Genomic DNA, 19,307 nt, shown 5'->3' with positions numbered 1-19,307 from the left:
TAACACTAGAATAGAAATTAATGTGACGTTCTCTAATAGCCAAAGTGTCTGACTCTCTGCCATTGCGTGATCGCTACCTTGCTTTAATTGACGAAATTGTCCAACTCACCCTCCAGGGCAAAATTAGCTCTGTGGAGATGGTGTACCAAATGTTGCAAAAAAGTGTAACATCGGGAACTGGGGAAATTTTTGAGTTAGCGTTGAGCGATCGCTTGAGTACCATCCAAAGCCAAGTAGACAGCGAAACAGATGAACTCAAAAAAGCGAAAGCTAACCGCAGTCTCAGAGCAATTAAAACAATTCAAAGTCAATGGCAACGTTATTGGGAACAAAATAAAGCTATAGAAGCGATCGCTTTGGCAGTGCGAGAAATTACCACAGCCTCAGCCGATGAACGCCTCGCTACATTCTTACGCTTCACTGATCCCAATCAAAAGCAACCGCTCAATTCCTCACAATTGCAGCAGTTAGCCAAAGGTTTACAACAATTTGCCCAAGTAGATGCAGATATAGAACAAATATCACAAGGAATTACTCGCGGTTTAGCTGGTTGGCAAAAACTCCAAGATCATTTGATCAGTTGGATGTACGAGCAAAATCGCGAACTAGGATTTGGCGGCGTACCTGGAGAAAACGGCCCTTGGGCAACTTGGGCCAAGAAAGTTAACAGCGAGTTCCCCCAAGCATTCTTTCGGAGTCTAGCGTTAGAACAATCTCCCATTGAATTTGCCGAACAGCAACGTAGCATTACCCTGAGCGACTGGGTAGAAATAGCGTTGATTTTACAGTATTTGCAACGCGGATTAGTTAATTGGTTTGACCAACAACCATATAATGTGCAAGCAGGCTCAAAATTATCAATTTCGACATTTTTGACCTTTGCCGTCATTTGGAGTCAGTTAGCTAGTGGTTTTGGTAATACTGCGGCGGTATATGGTGATGCTGGTTCGCAAATCATGCTGCAAATTTTGCGAAACTTTGCTCAACGACCATATTTTCCCCTTTATGGCGGGATATTTGCTTCGTTTTCGGGCAGTTATTTAAGAAATGCCCTAGATTATTTAGATGAACCGTTGCGACAAGTGGAAGGAACTCAAGAAAAAGCGAGGATTTTGACACTTTTAGGTTATTCGCAACGTGCTTTAGGGCAATATCAGCGTTCGATTAATTTTCATCTGCAAGCATTAGAAATAGCCAGAAATGCAGGCGATCGCCCCTGTGAAATTGCCAATCTTAACCACCTCAGCCGGACTTATGTCCAAGAAAAAGATTATGGTGAGGCGATTAATTATAGCCAACGGGCATTAATTTTGAGTCGGCAAGCAGGCGATCGGACAGGCGAAGCCAACGCTTTAGTGAATTTAGGTTACAGCGAAGTTATGCAGGCGCAACAACTAGAACAAGTTGAACCTGAAACTTATGAAATGCCAATTAATTATTTAGAGCAAGGTTTAAAGTTATTAGACAGATTAGGCGATATCCAAAGTAAAGCCTTGTGTTTGAGTAGTTTAGGCCTTGCCTATCTTGTAATTGGCGAAGCACAAACCGCGATTAAATATTTAGAAGATGGTTTTAAAACAGCCCAAATTTGCGGCGACTTATATCTCCAAGGCAAAAATTTAGCATCTTTAGCCGAAGCTTATTATTATCTGCAAAATGCCGAAAAAGCCATTTATACTGGCAGTTTAGGAATGTATCTTTTAGAGCAAATTGCTTCTATTGAATGGCGACAACCAGCAGGTTTACTAACAATTTTACAAGGGCAAATAGGACAAGAAGCATTCCAAAATATGTTACAACAACACCGTTCTAAAATTATGGCGATTATTGGTGTTGATGGCTATGATCACATACCAGAATTATTAACGGCATATCAGCAAGATATGTAAAATAGGGAAGAATTCAAAAGTCATTTAGGGTTGATACCGATTCATTCTTACCCAATCTTGAGTCGAGCCGACATTTGGATTTTCACCATAGTCATTCGTACCATATATTTGTCCTTGACGATTTATCCAATAGTAGTTGTAGTTTGTTGGTAACTCGACGCTTGGATAGCCGTAAGGATTTGTCCAAGTTGTGACATTGCCCAGGTTTTCACGAAACTGGAAATTTTGACGCTCTATAGATTCATTGCGTTGGCGGGTTACTTCATCCCAGGTATGTTGAGACCATTCGCGGTATTCTCTGTACCTCTGCCCTTCAACTTGCGAGATTTCAATGTTCTGCGCCATAATTCCTTGCATTCCGAAAGCCGCTCCATTGGTTGCTGCAATTTGAGATGCTACCTGTGGCAACCATGAAACATAATTAGGCCACTGCAATTGGTGGGATGCTGCACAAGTCATCACCATCGTACATATATTGTAGCTATATGCCACACTGCACTTGGCTATCCCTTGACAGAAGATACCATTGGAAATGTATGTGTAATCAAATTCATAAGCCACTGAACATCCAGCAATTGGTTGAGCTTGGCGGGGCTGAATCATTTGCAGGTTATATGGCTGCATTGCCAAGAGCTTCTCGTAGACGAATTGCCAGGGGTTGTAGTTTACAGGCAGTCCAGAATTTCCTACCATGATTGTCAAAGCAGCATTGTCTGGAGAAACAAGGACAACAGCAAACTGGCCATCCTCAACTACTCGCCAACCACTTGGTACTACATAGTTAAAGTAATTTCCACGTCGGATTTCCAGTGAACCAGGGATAGGAAAAAAAGGCTGATTGTTGTTATACATTTGGCTTTGTAGTAAACGTTGGTACTAATGCTGAATACATCGTGAGTATGGAGTTTTACGTACTGGGCGTTAATTTTTCTATATGACAAAAGACCCTAGCTATTTGATATTTATTTCAAATGTAGTGCCTTTAAGTTTTGGATGAGGATAAGTTTCAACATAAGATTTGATGATTTGTTGAAATATATCTGCATAACTTAATGCTGCCGCTAACTGTTCCCAACTAGGAGTACGAGAAAATTTGATTCCTCGTTCTTTAGCTGCTTTACGACAAGCACGGTAAGAACCATACTGTTTGAGTAATTGAGCTTTATCAATTATCTTTGGCGTAGAAGGTAACGCTGCAATAGGCTGTTCTTCCATCTGCAAGCTTTGCTGTTGCAGTTCATTAACAGCAACCTGTGCAACTGTGTATATGGCTGCGGAATTATGCAACTCATAAAGCTGATTTTCTTTTAGCTCTTTTAGCAGTTGAGTAATTCGTTTTTTCCCCATGAGTTTTATTTATCTAAAAGAGAGCGTCCTTGTGAAGCAGAATCTGTATACATTTGTGGTTTTTCTATACGCTCCTGATCAGCATCAACTTCACCAGGAAGATAAGACTGGGAGACAGGTGTAAGTTTTAGCGTTTCTGTTTCTTCACCTTTATCTTCACGCCACCATAGCACAATTGCTTTGATTGCTCGTAGGAACTTGAAAAACCGATTAGGAGCCGATAAGTAACCCCAGTGAGCTTTTTCTGGATTATCAACATCTGAAACAGAATCAAATGCTGCTGAAAGTTGGTCTAAATATCCAGCCATTGAACTAATTTCGCGCTCTAGATCTGTGACAATCTGCCGATTATTAGAAGCAAGCTGTTCTTTTTCTAATTTGAGTTGGCTAATCATAACTTGTAGGCGTTCTACATCTGTTTTTAACCGCAACGCAGATTGTTTATGTTCTTCATTTCTGCGGAGCAGTTGTGAGCGACTACGATTTGTAAAAATTAGACAGTCTCGCATTTCTTTATACAATCTATCTGCCTCAGTATTGCTTAGGCTTTCAATTGTCTTGGGAAACTCTGTAGCAGAGCGAAAACGTTCAGACGGTTGATTCTGTCTAGTCATAGCATCATTAAATTAATCATGATATTGTTTTACAGCAAGCTTTGCTTTTATCCACTTTGGGGTAAAAGTCTTGATGAGATGTAAAAATTTTAACTTAACAGAACAGCATCAAATATGGGTAAATATATCATGTTTACGCAAATAAGGTGCTAAAAATATCACTAAAAAAGTTGTGACTTGAATACAAAATTAAAATGATGTTTGTGTGATCAAGCAGCGATCGCTAAAAGCTGCTACTTTTACCATCACTCTCATCTCTTCTCAGTAAGAAATCTACACGTTAAGATTTTTGCATAAATTAATAATTAACACTTAGAGTGCAGAACACCAATGGAAAAAGCAACTTTTGGGGCTGGCTGTTTTTGGGGCGTGGAGGCGGCGTTTCGCAAAGTAAAAGGAGTAGTATCAACTTCGGTTGGTTACATGGGCGGGCATTTTCCTAACCCTTGTTACCTTGATGTATTATCAAGGGTAACTGGTCATGCTGAGGTAGTGCAGGTAGAATATGACCCTCAAGTTGTTAGTTATGAAGACTTGTTAGCAGTTTTCTGGGATATTCATGACCCAACAACACTCAACCGCCAGGGGCCAGATAAAGGAGAACAATACAGGTCTGTGATATTTTTCCACAATGCCCAGCAGGCAGCAACTGCGAAACAGTCAAAGGCAAAGCTTCAAATATCCGGTAGGTTTGAACGGGATATAGTGACACAGATTCAGCCTGCGGGTGAATATTACTTAGCAAGTGAAGAACATCAACAGTATTTTGAGAAAAAGGGAAGACACTAAAGACTGTTTGGTTTATCCTTATAAGAAAGTGTGTGATTAAGTTTGTCTCAGAAAGTTTGCGGTATTAATTTACACAAATTAAGTTGATTTTTAAGATATCAAGCGCTCGCTTAGTCCAAAACTAAAACTATGAACTATCACATTTGCGACTTGGAAGCGACTCCAGAATGGCTGACAATTGAATCAATTGATTACATTGTCGAATGTTTAGAGGCTTGTAAAACTCTAGAAATGCTGGCTGACTTACGGAAAATATTTCCCAAGGCGGCGCTACGCTCAGCAAGCATTAAGGTATGTGAGGCGCAACGGCAAAGAATTGTTAATTGGTTGCAGGTGTTGAATAAAGAGCAGAAAGCTGCATAGAATTCTGAGAAGAGGAAAAGCGATCGCTTCTCGCCATTATCAGAAATCAAAACTGACTAATTGCAGATGTCAACATTTACATTACATGAAATTTCTACAAGCAAAAATCTAAATTACATTTAGCAAACATCAACACTCTTCTGCCAAGGACAAGAGACAATAAAGACACATATCCCTTAGTCTGCAACGCATGAGCTATTGCCTTAATCCCCGTTGTCCCAGGCCAGAAAATCCTACTGATGTTAAGTTCTGCACGACTTGTGGTTCTAAGTTGCTGCTTAAAGAACGCTATCGCGCCATTAGGCCACTAGGACAAGGAGGTTTTGGCAGAACCTTTTTGGCTGTAGATGAAGATAAACCCTCAAAACCAAGCTGTGTAATTAAGCAATTTTACCCCCAAGCCCAAGGTACAAACACAGTCAAAAAAGCTGTGGAGTTATTTAACCAAGAAGCAGTGCAGTTGGATGAATTAGGTAAACATCCGCAAATTCCCGAACTATTGGCATATTTTACGCAAGATGATCGGCAGTATTTAGTACAAGAATTTATCAATGGGCTAAATTTAGCGCAGGAATTAGCAAAGAATGGGGCTTTTAGTGAAACGCAGATTTATCAGTTATTAAATGATTTATTATTAGTCTTACAATTTTGTCATGCCAGACAAGTTATCCACCGTGATATTAAACCAGAAAATATTATTTTACGTGAGAGCGATCGCAAACTTGTTTTAGTCGATTTTGGGGCGGCTAAATCTGCAACTGGCGCAGCCTTAAATCAAACCGGTACTAGTATTGGCAGTCCTGAATATGTTGCTCCTGAACAAATTAGAGGAAGAGCAACATTTGCTAGTGATATCTATAGTTTGGGAGCTACTTGTATTAACTTATTAACTGGGCGATCGCCTTTCGACTCTTATGATACAAATAATGATACTTGGGTTTGGCAGCAATATTTAACAACTCCCGTCAGTAATCATCTGAGCCGCATTCTGAATAAAATGCTCGAAAGTATCCCCGCTAGACGCTACCAAACAGTAGATGAAGTTTTACATGACTTAAATACACAGTCGCCAGTACCTCATCAGCCACAAATCCCTACAAAACCTCATATTCAATCATCACCGACATTACCTCCTACAGTTGTCGGTAACACACCTAGCCAAATTGATTTAGAACTAGAAGAATTAAAAACTCAATTTATGGGTAAAAAATCTCAACCAAATCAAGTCCAGCCAACAAATCCCACATCTCAGCCTACTAGTAAAAGCGAAATAGAAAAAGAACTAGAAGAATTAAAAGCGAAATATTTAGGTAACAATAACTCTTGAATAAGAATGCAGAATTTAGCAGCATTAGTTGAATAAAAATATAAATTAAAAATCTATAAATCCATGTTTGATTATGTGTAATTTAACGTATAGCAATGCAGAATAGTTACTAATACTATTTCTCGATGAATATGCAATTAATTGTTGTTGTAGAGACGTTATACCTCTTGCATGAATCAGATTCTGCCTATTAAACAAGCGAACTTTCTGTAACTCTTTGCGTCTTTGCGCCTTTGCGTGAGATTTAAAATTAGTGTTTTATAACATTCGTGCAAGAAGTCTAATACCATACAACCGCAGAAATTCACTTATCTACTGGCATTTTCTTAGCATTTAATGTTGCTTTTGGTACTTTTATCAATGGAGTAACTAGCCTCAGCAGTACAGTTATAGAAGTTTTGCAAGTTCTGCCTTTGTGGGAACGGGCTAAACCAATTCTGCAAGCAGAACCAGAAATTACCTTCAACCAAGCAGATCCCGGAAAACTTTCAGGTAGATTAGCGCTAGAGCGTGTCAGTTTTCGCTACTGTGATGATTGCCCGTTGGTATTAGATAACGTTAGTATTCACGCTCAAGCTGGAGAATTCATTGCGATTGTCGGCCCTTCCGGTAGTGGTAAATCAACTTTATTCAGGCTACTTTTAGGTTTTGAAACTCCTAAATTAGGCAAAGTTTACTATGATGGACAAGATTTAGCCTCTGTTGATATTCATGCTGTACGCCGTCAATTAGGTGTTGTACTGCAAAATAGTCGGTTGATGTCAGCTTCTATTTTGAATAATATTACCAGTGGTGCAGCCCTCACAATTGACCAAGCTTGGGAAGCGGCTTGCATGGCAGGTTTAGCAGATGATATCGCTGCTATGCCGATGGGGATGCACACAGTCGTGAGTGAAGGCGGTAGTAATCTTTCCGGTGGACAAAGACAACGGCTATTGATTGCACGAGCTTTAGCATTAAAACCTAAAATTTTACTGTTTGATGAAGCCACTAGTGCGCTCGATAACACAACCCAAGCCATAGTTAGTCAAAGCTTGAATAAACTACAAGTCACTAGAATCGTTATTGCTCATCGGCTGAGTACTATCCGCAACGCTCACCGCATTTATGTACTTCAAGCAGGCCGAGTTGTGCAACAAGGAACTTTTCAAGAGTTGGCAACTACTGAAGGATTATTTGCCCAGTTGATGGCTCGGCAGATGGCATAACATTACGCAGATTAACGTACATTTGTCGTACTTGTTTTGGCATCTAGAAATGGCAATGCTGCTTCTGCAACTTCAGTCGCATATTCTTCATACATTCCTAATGTGCCAGGAAGGGTCAGTGATTCAATTCCCGGCAGTGCTGCCATCGCTGCCATTTCTTGTTTGGAATAGGGCGGCGCTTGCTCTGCCATAATGACCAGAACAGGAACAGGTGAAGATTGCAGCAATTGGAGAAATTGTTGGCGATCGCGCACAGGATCGAGTCCACCTGTGACAAACGCCGCTGGTGCAAATCGCGCACCAGGCTGTCGAGTAATTTGCTGCTTTTGCTCAATAAACTCTGGAGTTAGGCGTGACTGATCTGCATAAACATGCCGCCCATACATCAGACGCAGAAATCCCTTTGTCGTATTTGCTTGATAAAGCGCTTGACCCACAACCGGAAATCGCACCAATTGTCGTACTGCTGCTGCTAGTGGTTGAGGTACGCCCATTGTTGGTAAAGGGCCACGCCAAGTCGGAGCGACTAAAACAATTGCAGAAATAGCCTGGGGTTGTTGTTGAGCTAGTTGTAAAACATAGCCAGCGGTATGACCTGCTGCAATCACCGCCACGGGTTCTGAGAATGTCTGTTTGACAAATGCCTGAAGCATCTCATGCAACAGTGCAGGTTGATAGTCTAAAGCAGGGCGATCAGATTCACCAAATCCTAGCCAGTCGAGTGTCACTGCTTGGTAGCGATTGGCAATTCGCTCTGCAATCCCCTTCATTTCAGAACGGCTGGAAACCGTACTAAATGGAGGTAGCAGCAGGACAGTTTTACCCTGACCTATCGTGTCGTAAGCGATCGCATAACGCTGTTGATTCCACTCAAATAAATATTGATGGTTCGTTTTTCCAGTCATCTCTATCCCCTCCATCTGGAATTTATTAACCGGGGTAGCAGCAACCATTACCATGACATACCTGGGATTTTGGTTTCAGCCACACTGCTCAATAAGTCAACTTTAGCTAATTCAGGAGAAAAGATATCTCTGTATATAGAGTTAAAAGGGAACAGGGAACAGAGGGTTTGGGATGGGGATTTAGATCCCAACCCAAACTAGCAATCTGTAGAGGATGGGGTATTAGACCCGAATGCAGATTTTTACAAAAGAAAAATCTGCGGGGATTGTATTGAATTTTTTCCAATACGCTAGTGCTATCGGTTCTGTTCGGCGGTCACTTTACTCTTTATTGATTAAATAAATCCAGGTCTGTGACAGCACCAACACTGCTAGAGGAAACCAATTTAGCGTATTTTGCTAAAATGCCCTTGGTATAACGTGGTGGACGAGGTTTCCAGTTGGCACGGCGACGGGCTAATTCTTCGTCAGATACGTTTAACTGCAACAAACGAGCATGGGCATCAATGGTGATGCTATCACCTTCCTCGACTAGTGCGATCGCTCCCCCAACTGCGGCTTCTGGCGCAACGTGACCAACTACCATTCCGTAAGTACCGCCAGAGAAACGTCCATCGGTAATTAACCCCACAGCATCACCTAAACCAGCACCAATAATTGCTGAGGTAGGCGCTAACATTTCGCGCATCCCTGGGCCGCCTTTTGGCCCTTCGTAACGAATGACAAGAACATCACCAGCTTTGATTTTGCCAGCTAAAATCGCATCTAAAGATTCTTCTTCAGAATCAAATACTCTTGCTGGGCCTGTAATTATGGGCTTTTTCACACCAGTAATTTTAGCAACAGCACCTTCGGTTGCTAAGTTACCTTTGAGGATGGCTAAGTGACCTTGCGCATACATGGGGTTGTTCCAAGGACGAATCACATCTTGGTTTGCAGGTGGTTCGTCTGGGATGTCTGCTAAAACTTCGGCAATGGTTTTACCTGTGATGGTGAGACAGTCACCGTGCAGTAAATTATGCACTAATAACATTTTCATGACTTGGGGAATACCACCAACTCTGTGCAAATCTGTAGCAACGTAGCGTCCGCTGGGTTTTAAATCACACAGAACTGGCACACGTCCGCGAATAGTTTCAAAGTCATCTAATGTTAGTTCTACACCAGCTGCATTTGCGATCGCAAGAAAATGCAACACCGCATTTGTGGAACCACCCACCGCCATAATTACGGAAATAGCGTTTTCGATAGATTTGCGGGTGATAATCTGGCGCGGCAGAATTTGATTCCGAATCGCTTCTACTAATACTTTGGCTGATTCTTCTGTACTGTCGGCTTTTTCGTCATCTTCTGCTGACATTGTAGAAGAATAAGGTAAACTCATCCCCATTGCTTCAAATGCTGAAGACATGGTATTTGCTGTGTACATCCCACCGCAGGAACCAGCACCAGGACAAGCTTGACGTTCAACTGCTAATAGTTCTTCTTGGCCAATTTTGCCGGCACTGTATTCACCGACAGCTTCAAAGGAACTGACTACTGTCAAATCTTTGCCGTTGTAATGTCCGGGTTTAATTGTGCCACCATACACAAAGATAGCCGGAATATTCATCCGAGCGATCGCCAGCATTGCCCCAGGCATATTTTTATCACAGCCACCGATGGCAATCACACCATCCATACTCTGACCGTTACAGGCTGTTTCAATAGAGTCAGCAATGACTTCCCGTGATACGAGGGAATATTTCATCCCTTCAGTTCCCATCGAAATCCCATCACTGATAGTAATTGTGCCGAACATTTGCGGCATTGCTCCGGCTAGTTTAATTCCCGCTTCGGCTCTTTGTGCCAGTTTATTTATCCCCATGTTACAGGGAGTGATAGTACTGTAGGCATTGGAAATCCCCACAATAGGTTTGCTAAAGTCTTCGTCTTGAAAACCTACTGCCCGCAGCATAGCGCGATTAGGCGATCGCTGCACCCCTTGTGTCACAACCCGACTTCTCAAATTTGCTGGCATTGTATTTTCACTCATTACTTGCACCTTGCTCAAATCTCTGTATGAGTATCATATGTAGACTTTTTTGAGATGTCCAATATATATTTCTTTAAAATTGAGACTTATAAAGTATCAAAAAAAATGGAACTGCGACACCTGCGCTACTTTATTGCTGTAGCCGAGGAATTACATTTCAGTAAAGCCGCCGCAAGACTGCACATAGCTCAACCGCCTTTGAGTCAACAACTTCAGCAGCTAGAAGCCGAACTAGGAGTACAACTTTTTCATCGTAAAACTAAGCGACAAGTACAGCTAACAGAAGCAGGTAAAGTTTTTTTGCAAGAAGCTTATGGACTACTAAAGCAACTAGAAACAGCAGTAGCACTGACTCAAAAAATTGGCAGAGGGCAAACAGGTCAATTAAGAATAGGATTTACTAGTTTAGTAATTTACCATTTATTACCCTTAATTTTGCGAGAATTTCGCCAACAATTTTGGGAAGTAGAACTAGTCTTACTGGAATTAACGACAAGTCAACAGGAACAAGCACTCAGAGATTCTCGAATTCAAGTGGGTTTTGCTCATCCACCTTTAGAAGATCACACACTGTCTTATCAATGTATTTACTTTGAAACCTTAGTTGTAGCTTTGCCTTCAACTCATACATTAACTCAAAAAGAACGCATTCAGGTGCGATCGCTTCTCAGTGAACCTTTAATCATGTTTCCCCGTTATCTAGCACCAGGACTTTATGAGCGCATCATAAGTCTTTTTCAGCAGGCAGATTTCCAACCTAACATTACTCAAGAAGCGATTCAAATGCAAACAATTATTGGATTAGTATCGGCTGGAATGGGTGTGGCTGTTATCCCATCTTCTCTACAAAATCTTCAAAGGTCTGGTGTAGTTTATCGTCCTATTGTAGAAGAAGTACCTGTAATCGAAACTGCTGTCATTTGGCATCAAGACAATTTAACACCTGTTGTTGAGAATTTTGTACAATTTACTCAACAATTTAAAAATGAGAACATGACTATCTAATCCATCTTTAGCAAAAAATTAAAACATGAATGGAGAGAAATATGTCTGATAAATATGAAGGAAAAGGAAGCTGCTTGTGTGGAGCAACTCGTATCTTTGTCAAGACAATGAATCACAACATTGGCGGATGCCATTGTCAAATGTGTAGAAAATGGGGAGGTGGCCCCTTATTAGCGGTAGATTGCGGTAGTGAAGTTTTGTTTGAAGGTAATGAGAATATTAGTGTATTTAGTTCATCTGCGTGGGCTGAACGCGGCTTTTGCAATCAATGCGGCACTCACCTATTTTATAGATTGAAACAAAATAAGCAGTACTTTATGCCTATTGGGTTATTTGATCAACCGCAAGATTTTGTGTTTGATCATCAAATATTTATTGATGAAAAGCCTGCCTATTATTGCTTTGCAAATGAGACAAAAAATCTGACAGGAGCAGAAGTTTTTGCTGAATTTGCTCCACCAACAGCTTGATATTTTTTACTGGCGTGACCGGATTAAAACAATACAATAGAATTAAAAAATTAACTGCAAATAAATGCAGATAAACGCGGATATATTTCTATTATTGTACTATACTAATCTTGCCACGCCACTAAGTTGCATTCAGACATAATTTCTTACTTTCTACCCTTAGCCCAAACTACTATTTCTGAGTGCAACTCATTATCAATCAACATTTAGCATGATTTCGATGCACGATAAAGATGTTACGATTGCGCTCTCCAACTCGTTCATAAATAAATTGATCAACACTTTGCATAGTCAAGTAAATTCCCAAGCCTCCTTCTGACCTTTGTTCTAAAGGCTGATACAAATTTTTTGGGGCTGGTTTTTGAGTGGGATCGTAGAGTTCACCAGTATCTTCCAAAGAAATTTTTAAACATTGCTCGTCAAGATGTGCTTGCACAGTTAAGAAACCTGGGAGTGTTGCTTTTTGATAACCATAGACAATAGCATTGGTCGCAATTTCATCTACTGCCAAACGTAAGTTGTAAGCAGTTTTTTTATCCAACCCTGCGACAGATGCTGCTGTCATAACATATTCTGCGATCGCTTTTAATGATTCTAAAGTCCCAGATACAATTAAAGGTTCCATAGTGTGTAGTTAGTATACTAAAAAATACATTGGGCTGTGTAATCCTTAATACAGCCCAAATGATGAGTAGGGACTACTAATACCGTTGTACTTTGTCAGTATGTTACAAACTTTATTGATCAGTGATTCTTAGTTTGAGAATACTTGTTCATCAATATATTCATCTACAAGAATCACTGCTTGATCAAATCCTGTTTTCTTCAAAGTTTCGACTACCTGCTCTTGTAGTCCTACCATATATATATCAACATTAGCTCCCATTTTTTGCTTAGCAAAAAGCAGCACTCGTAAACCAGCACTGGACATATAATCCAACTTCTGCGTCATCAGAATCAGTTTTTCAGGATGTACCGCCGCAGCTTTCTCCACTTCCGTCTGGAAAAGTGGTGCAGAACTAGCATCCAATTCTCCAGAAACAGTGATTATAGCCGTAGGTTCTTTGATTTTTAATGTTGTGTTGAATGACATGATCTTTTCCTACTTTTTGAGAATTAAAATTTGAATTCTTGATTCCAAATCACTTGCCTACTAGAATAACTACGGAGCGATCGCCGATAAGTAATCCTTGCTGATTAGCCAAAATCTGCTCTGTACCAGGTTCCCAACTATCCTCTGGTGGAATGGCATTAGTATTAGCAAAGACATACCACTTCATTCCTGTTGGCAATTCTGGGATTTCAAACCAGTGTGTCTGCCAACTCATATTAATAGCGACATAAATATAGTTATCAACAACCTTTTCGTGCTGAGCATGTTTGCCGCACAGCATAAATGCGAGAATCCGACTATCATCAGACCAATCAGCATTCCAAGCTTGCGTTCCATGCCAAGTAATGTCAGCGTAGCCACTACCTACATAATCTTGGTTTTGGAAATAGTAACGATTTCGCAGCACAGGATGAAGTTTACGAAAAGCAATGCAATTTTGAAAAAAACGCAACAAATCGCTATTAATTTCTGACAATCTCCAATCCAACCAATTTAATTCATTGTCGTGGCAATAAGTATTGTTGTTACCATTCTGTGTGCGTCCCATTTCATCCCCCATCAAAATCATCGGCACACCTTGGCTAACCATTAACATCGCCACAGCATTTTTAATTTGCCGCTTTCGCAAAGCATTAATATCTAAATCATCAGTAGAACCTTCCCAACCACAGTTCCAACTGTAGTTATCGTTGCTACCGTCGTTATTATTCTCACCATTGGCTTCGTTGTGCTTACTGTTATACGAAACCAAATCCATCAAAGTAAAGCCATCATGGCAAGTAACAAAGTTAATCGATGTTGCTGGGCCGCGACCTTCCCAAGCATAAAGATCAGGTGAACCTTGCAGTCTTTGCGCCATCTCCCCTACTTGTCCCGCATCACCTTTGAGGAATTTGCGAATACAGTCACGATATTTGCCATTCCATTCTGCCCAACGACCAAAAGCCGGGAAAGAACCTACCTGATAAAGTCCGCCTGCATCCCAAGCCTCAGCAATAAGTTTACACTTACCTAAAATCGGGTCAAATGCTAGAGTTTCCAACAATGGTGGATTTTGTAGCGGCGCACCTGATGGATCTCGCCCTAAAATTGATGCCAAATCAAAACGGAAGCCATCAATGTGATATTCTGCCGCCCAGTACCGCAGACAATCTAAAACAATACTGCGAACAATAGGGTTGTTACAATTCAAGGTATTACCACAACCAGAAAAGTTCAAATAATACCCATCTGGAGTCAGCATATAGTAAGTTTTGTTGTCAATCCCACGAAACGAAATGTAAGGGCCATACTCGTTTCCTTCCGCAGTATGGTTAAAAACAACATCTAGAATTACTTCAATGCCATTTTTGTGCAATTCCTTAATTAAAGCTTTGAGTTCATCTACTTGCATCCCGAATTTACCTGTAGCTGCATAACCAGCCTTGGGCGCAAAAAAGCCAACAGTACTGTAACCCCAATAATTTAACAACATCTCTCCCGTTTGGGGATTGAGGCGGCTGTTTTCAAACTCATCAAATTCATAAATAGGCATCAATTCAATAGCGTTGATACCCAGTTGTTTCAGGTAAGTAATTTTTTCGCGGATACCTGCAAAGGTTCCTGGATGCTTGACTCCAGAAGAAGAATCATGGGTAAAACCACGAACATGCATTTCATAGATAATCTGATCCTCTGGTGGAATTTCTAGAGGATGGTCATCTTCCCAATCAAAATCGTCAACAGCAAGACGGGCGCGATGCTGGTAATTATCATCTTTATTTGGTGCTTTTCCCCAAATATCTCGACCGCCGATGACCTTGGCGTAAGGATCTACCAGGATTTTAGTTTTGTCAAACCAGTGACCTTCTTGGGGATTGAATAAACCATCCATCCTGTAACCGTATTCGATATTTTCATAATCTAAATCAAATACCACCATACTGTAGACGAAACCTATGCGAAATTCCTCTGCAAAGGGAATTTCTATCATTGGTTCAAGTGCGTGCTTTTTAAATAGCACTAACGTACAAGATTTGGCATGACTAGAAAAAATCGAAAAGTTAACGCCTCCTGGTACTAAAGTCGCACCAAAAGGAAACGGTCGCCCACGCCGCAGCTTAAAATTGCTGTAAGTATGGGTTGGATGTGTATCGATTCGCAGTTCCATAGAAGTACATGGTGGATTTTGGGGCTGGGAAAATGAGAAAGCGAGGAGAGATAAACAGCAGGAATGAAGTTTTTTTGTAATGGCTAATAATTAATAACCTGACGTGAGTTCGATGAACCTCTCCCCAACCCCTCTCCGAGGCGGAGAGGGGAAGAAATATTTTGATTTTTTACGAAAAAATTAGGGTTTCAAAGCCTCTCTCTGTGGGGGAGAGGTTTGGAGAGGGGTTTTTTATTTACGTCGTATTCACGTTAACCTGGAGGAGCTAGTTGTTGAACAGCTAAAATCGTGATGTCATCAAACGGATCTGCTTCTGATACGTGAGACTCTAGTTGCTTTTTAATCCGGTCTACAAGGGCAATGGCATTAGGAGCAGGTTCTTCTAGTAAGGATAATAATCGTCGCTCGGTGAAGAAATCACCTTGGGGAGACCGCGCATCGGGAACCCCATCTGAATAACCAAGAATGATGTCGCCTGGTTTGAGTTGGACTTGCTTTTCTTGAAAATTGACGTTGTATATTGGCCCCACACAAGGCCCTGTTGGTTTGAGTCGCTCTTTGACACCAGATGAACCCAGAATAATTGGTGGTTCATGCCCAGCATTCACGTAGGTTAATAAACCTGTGGTTGGGTCAAGCACTCCAAAAAAGATGGTGGCAAACATACATAACTCGCTGTGGTTTTGGGCTATGTAATTGTTAGTTAACATCACAGCTTGAGTAGGACTGATGTTGGCATTACTATAGGTTTGCTCAGAAAAAATTCTCAGTAAACTGCGGAACAAACCCATAAACAGCGCGGCTCCAACTCCTTTATCGCAGACATCGCCAATTACTAACCCAATACTGCCATTGGGTAGTAGAAAAGTATCGTAGAAATCGCCACCCAGTTGACGGGCAGGTTGGAAAAAGGAGGCGAATTCCCATCCTGTCAAACCCGGTAATGGTTGGGGGAGAAAATTTTGCTGTATCTGCCGACCTTGTTCTAAATCAAGTTTGAGAGCGTAGGAATAAGTTTCTAGTTGACCGTAAAATCGAGCATACTCTATGGCTAAAGCGATTTGTTTAGCCATCATTTGCATCATACTGACTGATGCGGCATTGAAGAACTCTGGTTGGGAGTGCATCAAGGTCAGAATACCGAGTAATTGTCCTTGTTTAAAGATTGGTACGCTGAGTATTGAGCGAGCAAACGGAGGACAATCAGGACAGATTTTTAAGCGTTGATCTTGAAGAGTATCTGAAATTGCTGTTACTACACGGTTGCTAACGACCCAGCTAAAATATACTTGCTCAAGCACACAATGAATCAAATGTTGTTGCTCTAATGAATCTAAATAAAGGTGTTTGAAAATTTTATCTTTAATGACCCCATTTTCATTGAGCAATACAAGGTAACTGCACTCAGCACCGGTCGCCTGAATAGAAATATCTACAACTTGCTCTAAAGTTACTTTAAGAACATGTTCTAGTTCTGGAGTTTCAGCCATTTCGATGAGCTTTTCTAGCATTTGTGTTTGGGCATCAAGTGCTATTTTGGCGATTCTCAGTTCGCTGATTTCTTGCTGCATCAGTGCTATTTTGCTGATTAATTCTTCTGTTGATTCATGTTGAACTTGCATAGCTATTTTAGTTGATAGTCATCAGGTAGGAATTTTTTAATTGTCAATTCAGATGCTGAAGACTGATCTTGACAATCAACTTCATAGAGAAAGTCTTTTTAGTAAATGACTCTCTTCTGTAGTAATACACTCAGCTACTATGTAAATTCGCAAAATACCTAATGATATCGAAATATATTTTGCTAAAATTGCCACGGTTAGCTCAGAGCCGCTAGTCCTGACTCTAAATTTTCGCAAGTTGCAAAAAAATTGAGAAATCCGGTCACAATCATAGTATCCCGAATCTCTTCAGAAAGTCCTACTAATACTAGCCGTCCGTCTTTAGCAGTTACCTGTCGATACAAACACAGCAGCAATCTAAAGCCTGCACTAGACATATAAGGAACTTTGGCCATATTCAGGAGAAGCTTAGTTCCAGGTTGAGCTAAGGGAATAATTTTTGTTTGTACAGTTGGTGCTGTACTGGCATCTACTTCACCCGTTATATCGATCACTGTCACATCTTTAACTGTATTGATATTTATGTCCATGAATTACTTATCCCGACTTAAGAACTTAGCCAATCCAAAATCTAAAATCTCAAATTAAATTACCTATTGAGGGCTAATTTGCACTTTAACTTTTACTCTGGTTTGTGTGTCTGGCAGTGTGACTGTCAAGGCCTCAGCATCAAAGTTTAAGTAAGGTTCGCCATCGATTTCGCATTGACTAATCTTGATGCTTCCTGGGGGTAAAATATCTGGCGAAACTCGCAAGATATTATCCCGAAAACCACCTGGTAAAGGCTGGAAGTAAAAATCCATTGGCTGTTTAGCTATTAACAAATTTGTGTAAACTGCCGATAGATAGCACAGTTCGGTTGAGTGATAACCACTCATAGAGTGGCTACCTTTAAATCTTTCAGTACCCATCAAAAATGGTAAACCACTGGCTAGGGTATTGAAGTAAATTCCGCCGTCATCGTGGTCGAGGAAATGGGCATTGTAGAATGCTGCTGCTTCATGGGCATGACGCAGATATTCAGAATTTTTAGTAATGCCGTGCAGGATGAGATAGGCCAAAATAGCTTGTTCTTGCTGCCACCAAGCTTTGCGATCGTGCCAGACTAAGCGATGTTGTTCTTCTCCTTTAGCTAAAATCCGTTCAACAACATCATACCAGCCACCTCGTTGAGTATCGCTACCAACTGTGGGCATAATTTGGGCAATTTTTTCTGCCAAATTCAGGTATTGTTCTTTAGGTTTGAGGCTTTGCATCCGCATCAAGTTCCAGGCAATTTTTAAGTTATGCCCAATTACGGCTCGGTTTTGCTGCCAACCCCAGGTTGTATCATGACTCCAATCTTCATAAAACTTCTCTTGAACAAAGGGGCTATTGTCGTAGTCTGGAAAGTATTTTTCGATGGTATCAAAGGTGTACTCCAGCATATCGGCATATTTTTGTTTGCCGGTTGCTAACCACAAGTTAATCAAATAGGCGGGAGCGTGATCTCCAACAGAGTTCCAATTTTTGCGCCCACGATTATGACCTAGAGATTCGGCTCGCGGATCTAAGGTGATGGGGTCGATATGAGAGAAATAGCCCCCAAATTTAGGATCTAAGAAGAATCTGTCAAACAAATCTATGGTCATGTCTGCATCTTTGAGAATGCGCGGATCACCAGTGATGCGGTAAGTTTGAATTGGCCCAGCCAAGGCATAGATTTGTTCGTAAGCAGGAATAGCATCGTAGTCGTCGTTAAATTCTGAGGTGAGGAGTTTTTGCTCTCGATTGCCTGTAACTTTGATGCCGTGATACCAGTAAATTAAATCTTCATCGGGATCGTAAAACCGCATGTGTTCACGCAGATATTCTGTACCTTTTTCTGCACCTTCGAGAAAGCGGTCTTCTCCGGTCATCAGGTAAGCAGAGGCAAAACCATATACTAAACGGGAAATGGTATCAGTTTCTTGTAAGTAGTCGTCAGCACGCTTTTTCACCCCAGTGACTCTCAAGAAGGTGCGATAATCTCGATAATCGATTTCATCTTGAGGATAATTAAACTGCCAATACAAGTAACTGTCAGCAATTGAACGGACTTGCTTAATCCACCAATCTGGTTCTTCATGACGATATTTACCAGGCGCATCACCTGGAAAAACCAAGGATTTAACTTCAAATTTATGACTATCATTTTGTGGGTAAAAAATGCCATAAGCAAAGATATGCTGACCAGAAGTGAGAATTTCGGCCAGCCTTTGGGTAGCGTCGATATAAGATTCTGCTAAATTTTGTGTAATCCGACCCCAAGTGGTAGGGGTGAGATATGCTTGATACTCCCGTCCATCTGATGTTTTGATGCCAAAGCTTTTTTCACTGCGATTAAAATGAGTGACATAGCCTGCGATCGCATCAGAAAAAGAAAAACTCATGCGTTCCATAATTTATCCCAACATAATTGGATAAAAACGTAGAAACTCATACTAGTTGT

General features: G+C 40.9%; 17 protein-coding genes and 1 pseudogene. 7 read left to right on the top strand and 11 right to left on the bottom strand.

Annotation, left to right across the window (positions count from 1 at the left end):
• Positions 1-44 precede the first annotated feature (44 nt).
• Positions 45-1,889 (top strand): tetratricopeptide repeat protein, encoded by a 1,845-nt coding sequence (locus ACMX3D_RS01730; RefSeq protein WP_482749774.1) that lies wholly within the window; start codon positions 45-47, stop codon positions 1,887-1,889.
• Positions 1,890-1,913: 24 nt separating this feature from the next.
• Here ACMX3D_RS01730 and ACMX3D_RS01725 read toward each other — a convergent pair whose 3' ends face one another.
• The 3 genes from ACMX3D_RS01725 to ACMX3D_RS01715 form a co-directional block, all read right to left on the bottom strand.
• A complete protein-coding gene (locus ACMX3D_RS01725; RefSeq protein ID WP_482749773.1) occupies positions 1,914-2,741 on the bottom strand; it encodes a hypothetical protein in 828 nt (275 codons plus the stop codon).
• A gap of 99 nt (positions 2,742-2,840) precedes the next feature.
• A complete protein-coding gene (locus tag ACMX3D_RS01720; protein WP_482749772.1) occupies positions 2,841-3,236 on the bottom strand; it encodes a hypothetical protein in 396 nt (131 codons plus the stop codon).
• Between the two features lie 5 nt (positions 3,237-3,241).
• Entirely contained in the window at positions 3,242-3,850 is a 609-nt protein-coding gene (locus tag ACMX3D_RS01715) for a hypothetical protein (protein ID WP_482749771.1), read from the bottom strand.
• A gap of 330 nt (positions 3,851-4,180) precedes the next feature.
• Between ACMX3D_RS01715 and msrA the strand changes: the two genes are divergently transcribed.
• The 4 genes and pseudogenes from msrA to ACMX3D_RS01695 all read left to right on the top strand — a co-directional run.
• A complete protein-coding gene (msrA, locus tag ACMX3D_RS01710; RefSeq protein ID WP_482749770.1) occupies positions 4,181-4,639 on the top strand; it encodes a peptide-methionine (S)-S-oxide reductase MsrA in 459 nt (152 codons plus the stop codon).
• 129 nt (positions 4,640-4,768) lie between these two features.
• Positions 4,769-5,002: a hypothetical protein gene (locus ACMX3D_RS01705; protein WP_482749769.1), complete on the top strand. Its 234-nt coding sequence runs from the start codon at positions 4,769-4,771 to the stop codon at positions 5,000-5,002.
• Positions 5,003-5,192: 190 nt separating this feature from the next.
• Positions 5,193-6,329: a protein kinase domain-containing protein gene (locus tag ACMX3D_RS01700; RefSeq protein WP_482749768.1), complete on the top strand. Its 1,137-nt coding sequence runs from the start codon at positions 5,193-5,195 to the stop codon at positions 6,327-6,329.
• A 308-nt stretch (positions 6,330-6,637) separates the two neighbouring features.
• Positions 6,638-7,537, top strand: a pseudogene (locus ACMX3D_RS01695) (ATP-binding cassette domain-containing protein); the annotation flags it as partial.
• A gap of 11 nt (positions 7,538-7,548) precedes the next feature.
• Here the strand turns inward: ACMX3D_RS01695 and ACMX3D_RS01690 are convergent.
• Together ACMX3D_RS01690 and ilvD are read right to left on the bottom strand one after the other, a co-directional pair.
• Positions 7,549-8,442 (bottom strand): alpha/beta fold hydrolase, encoded by an 894-nt coding sequence (locus ACMX3D_RS01690; protein WP_482749767.1) that lies wholly within the window; start codon positions 8,440-8,442, stop codon positions 7,549-7,551.
• A 328-nt stretch (positions 8,443-8,770) separates the two neighbouring features.
• The gene (gene ilvD, locus ACMX3D_RS01685; RefSeq protein WP_482752258.1) at positions 8,771-10,462 is read right to left on the bottom strand and encodes a dihydroxy-acid dehydratase; all 1,692 of its coding nucleotides are present in this window, start codon (positions 10,460-10,462) and stop codon (positions 8,771-8,773) included.
• A gap of 120 nt (positions 10,463-10,582) precedes the next feature.
• On the opposite strand from ilvD, the gene ACMX3D_RS01680 reads away from it, so the two are divergent.
• Positions 10,583-11,482: a LysR family transcriptional regulator gene (locus ACMX3D_RS01680; RefSeq protein WP_482749766.1), complete on the top strand. Its 900-nt coding sequence runs from the start codon at positions 10,583-10,585 to the stop codon at positions 11,480-11,482.
• A gap of 41 nt (positions 11,483-11,523) precedes the next feature.
• The gene (locus ACMX3D_RS01675; RefSeq protein WP_482749765.1) at positions 11,524-11,952 is read left to right on the top strand and encodes a GFA family protein; all 429 of its coding nucleotides are present in this window, start codon (positions 11,524-11,526) and stop codon (positions 11,950-11,952) included.
• Between the two features lie 199 nt (positions 11,953-12,151).
• Here ACMX3D_RS01675 and ACMX3D_RS01670 read toward each other — a convergent pair whose 3' ends face one another.
• The 6 genes from ACMX3D_RS01670 to ACMX3D_RS01645 form a co-directional block, all read right to left on the bottom strand.
• Positions 12,152-12,577 carry an ATP-binding protein gene (locus ACMX3D_RS01670; RefSeq protein WP_482749764.1) on the bottom strand — a complete coding sequence of 142 codons (426 nt, stop codon included), beginning with the start codon at positions 12,575-12,577 and terminating at the stop codon, positions 12,152-12,154.
• Positions 12,578-12,706: 129 nt separating this feature from the next.
• Positions 12,707-13,045, bottom strand: coding sequence for an anti-sigma factor antagonist (locus ACMX3D_RS01665; RefSeq protein ID WP_482749763.1), 339 nt, complete (start codon positions 13,043-13,045; stop codon positions 12,707-12,709).
• Between the two features lie 49 nt (positions 13,046-13,094).
• Positions 13,095-15,215 (bottom strand): glycogen debranching protein GlgX, encoded by a 2,121-nt coding sequence (gene glgX / locus ACMX3D_RS01660; protein WP_482749762.1) that lies wholly within the window; start codon positions 15,213-15,215, stop codon positions 13,095-13,097.
• 251 nt (positions 15,216-15,466) lie between these two features.
• Positions 15,467-16,837 (bottom strand): PP2C family protein-serine/threonine phosphatase, encoded by a 1,371-nt coding sequence (locus ACMX3D_RS01655; RefSeq protein WP_482749761.1) that lies wholly within the window; start codon positions 16,835-16,837, stop codon positions 15,467-15,469.
• A 197-nt stretch (positions 16,838-17,034) separates the two neighbouring features.
• Positions 17,035-17,367 (bottom strand): anti-sigma factor antagonist, encoded by a 333-nt coding sequence (locus ACMX3D_RS01650; RefSeq protein ID WP_482749760.1) that lies wholly within the window; start codon positions 17,365-17,367, stop codon positions 17,035-17,037.
• 63 nt (positions 17,368-17,430) lie between these two features.
• Positions 17,431-19,257: an AGE family epimerase/isomerase gene (locus tag ACMX3D_RS01645; protein WP_482749759.1), complete on the bottom strand. Its 1,827-nt coding sequence runs from the start codon at positions 19,255-19,257 to the stop codon at positions 17,431-17,433.
• Positions 19,258-19,307: the final 50 nt, after the last annotated feature.

Source organism: Anabaena sp. TISTR 8404, assembly GCF_056847745.1.
The sequence above is the reverse complement of the archived record's forward strand: the minus strand, read 5'-3'. Positions and strand labels throughout refer to the sequence as shown.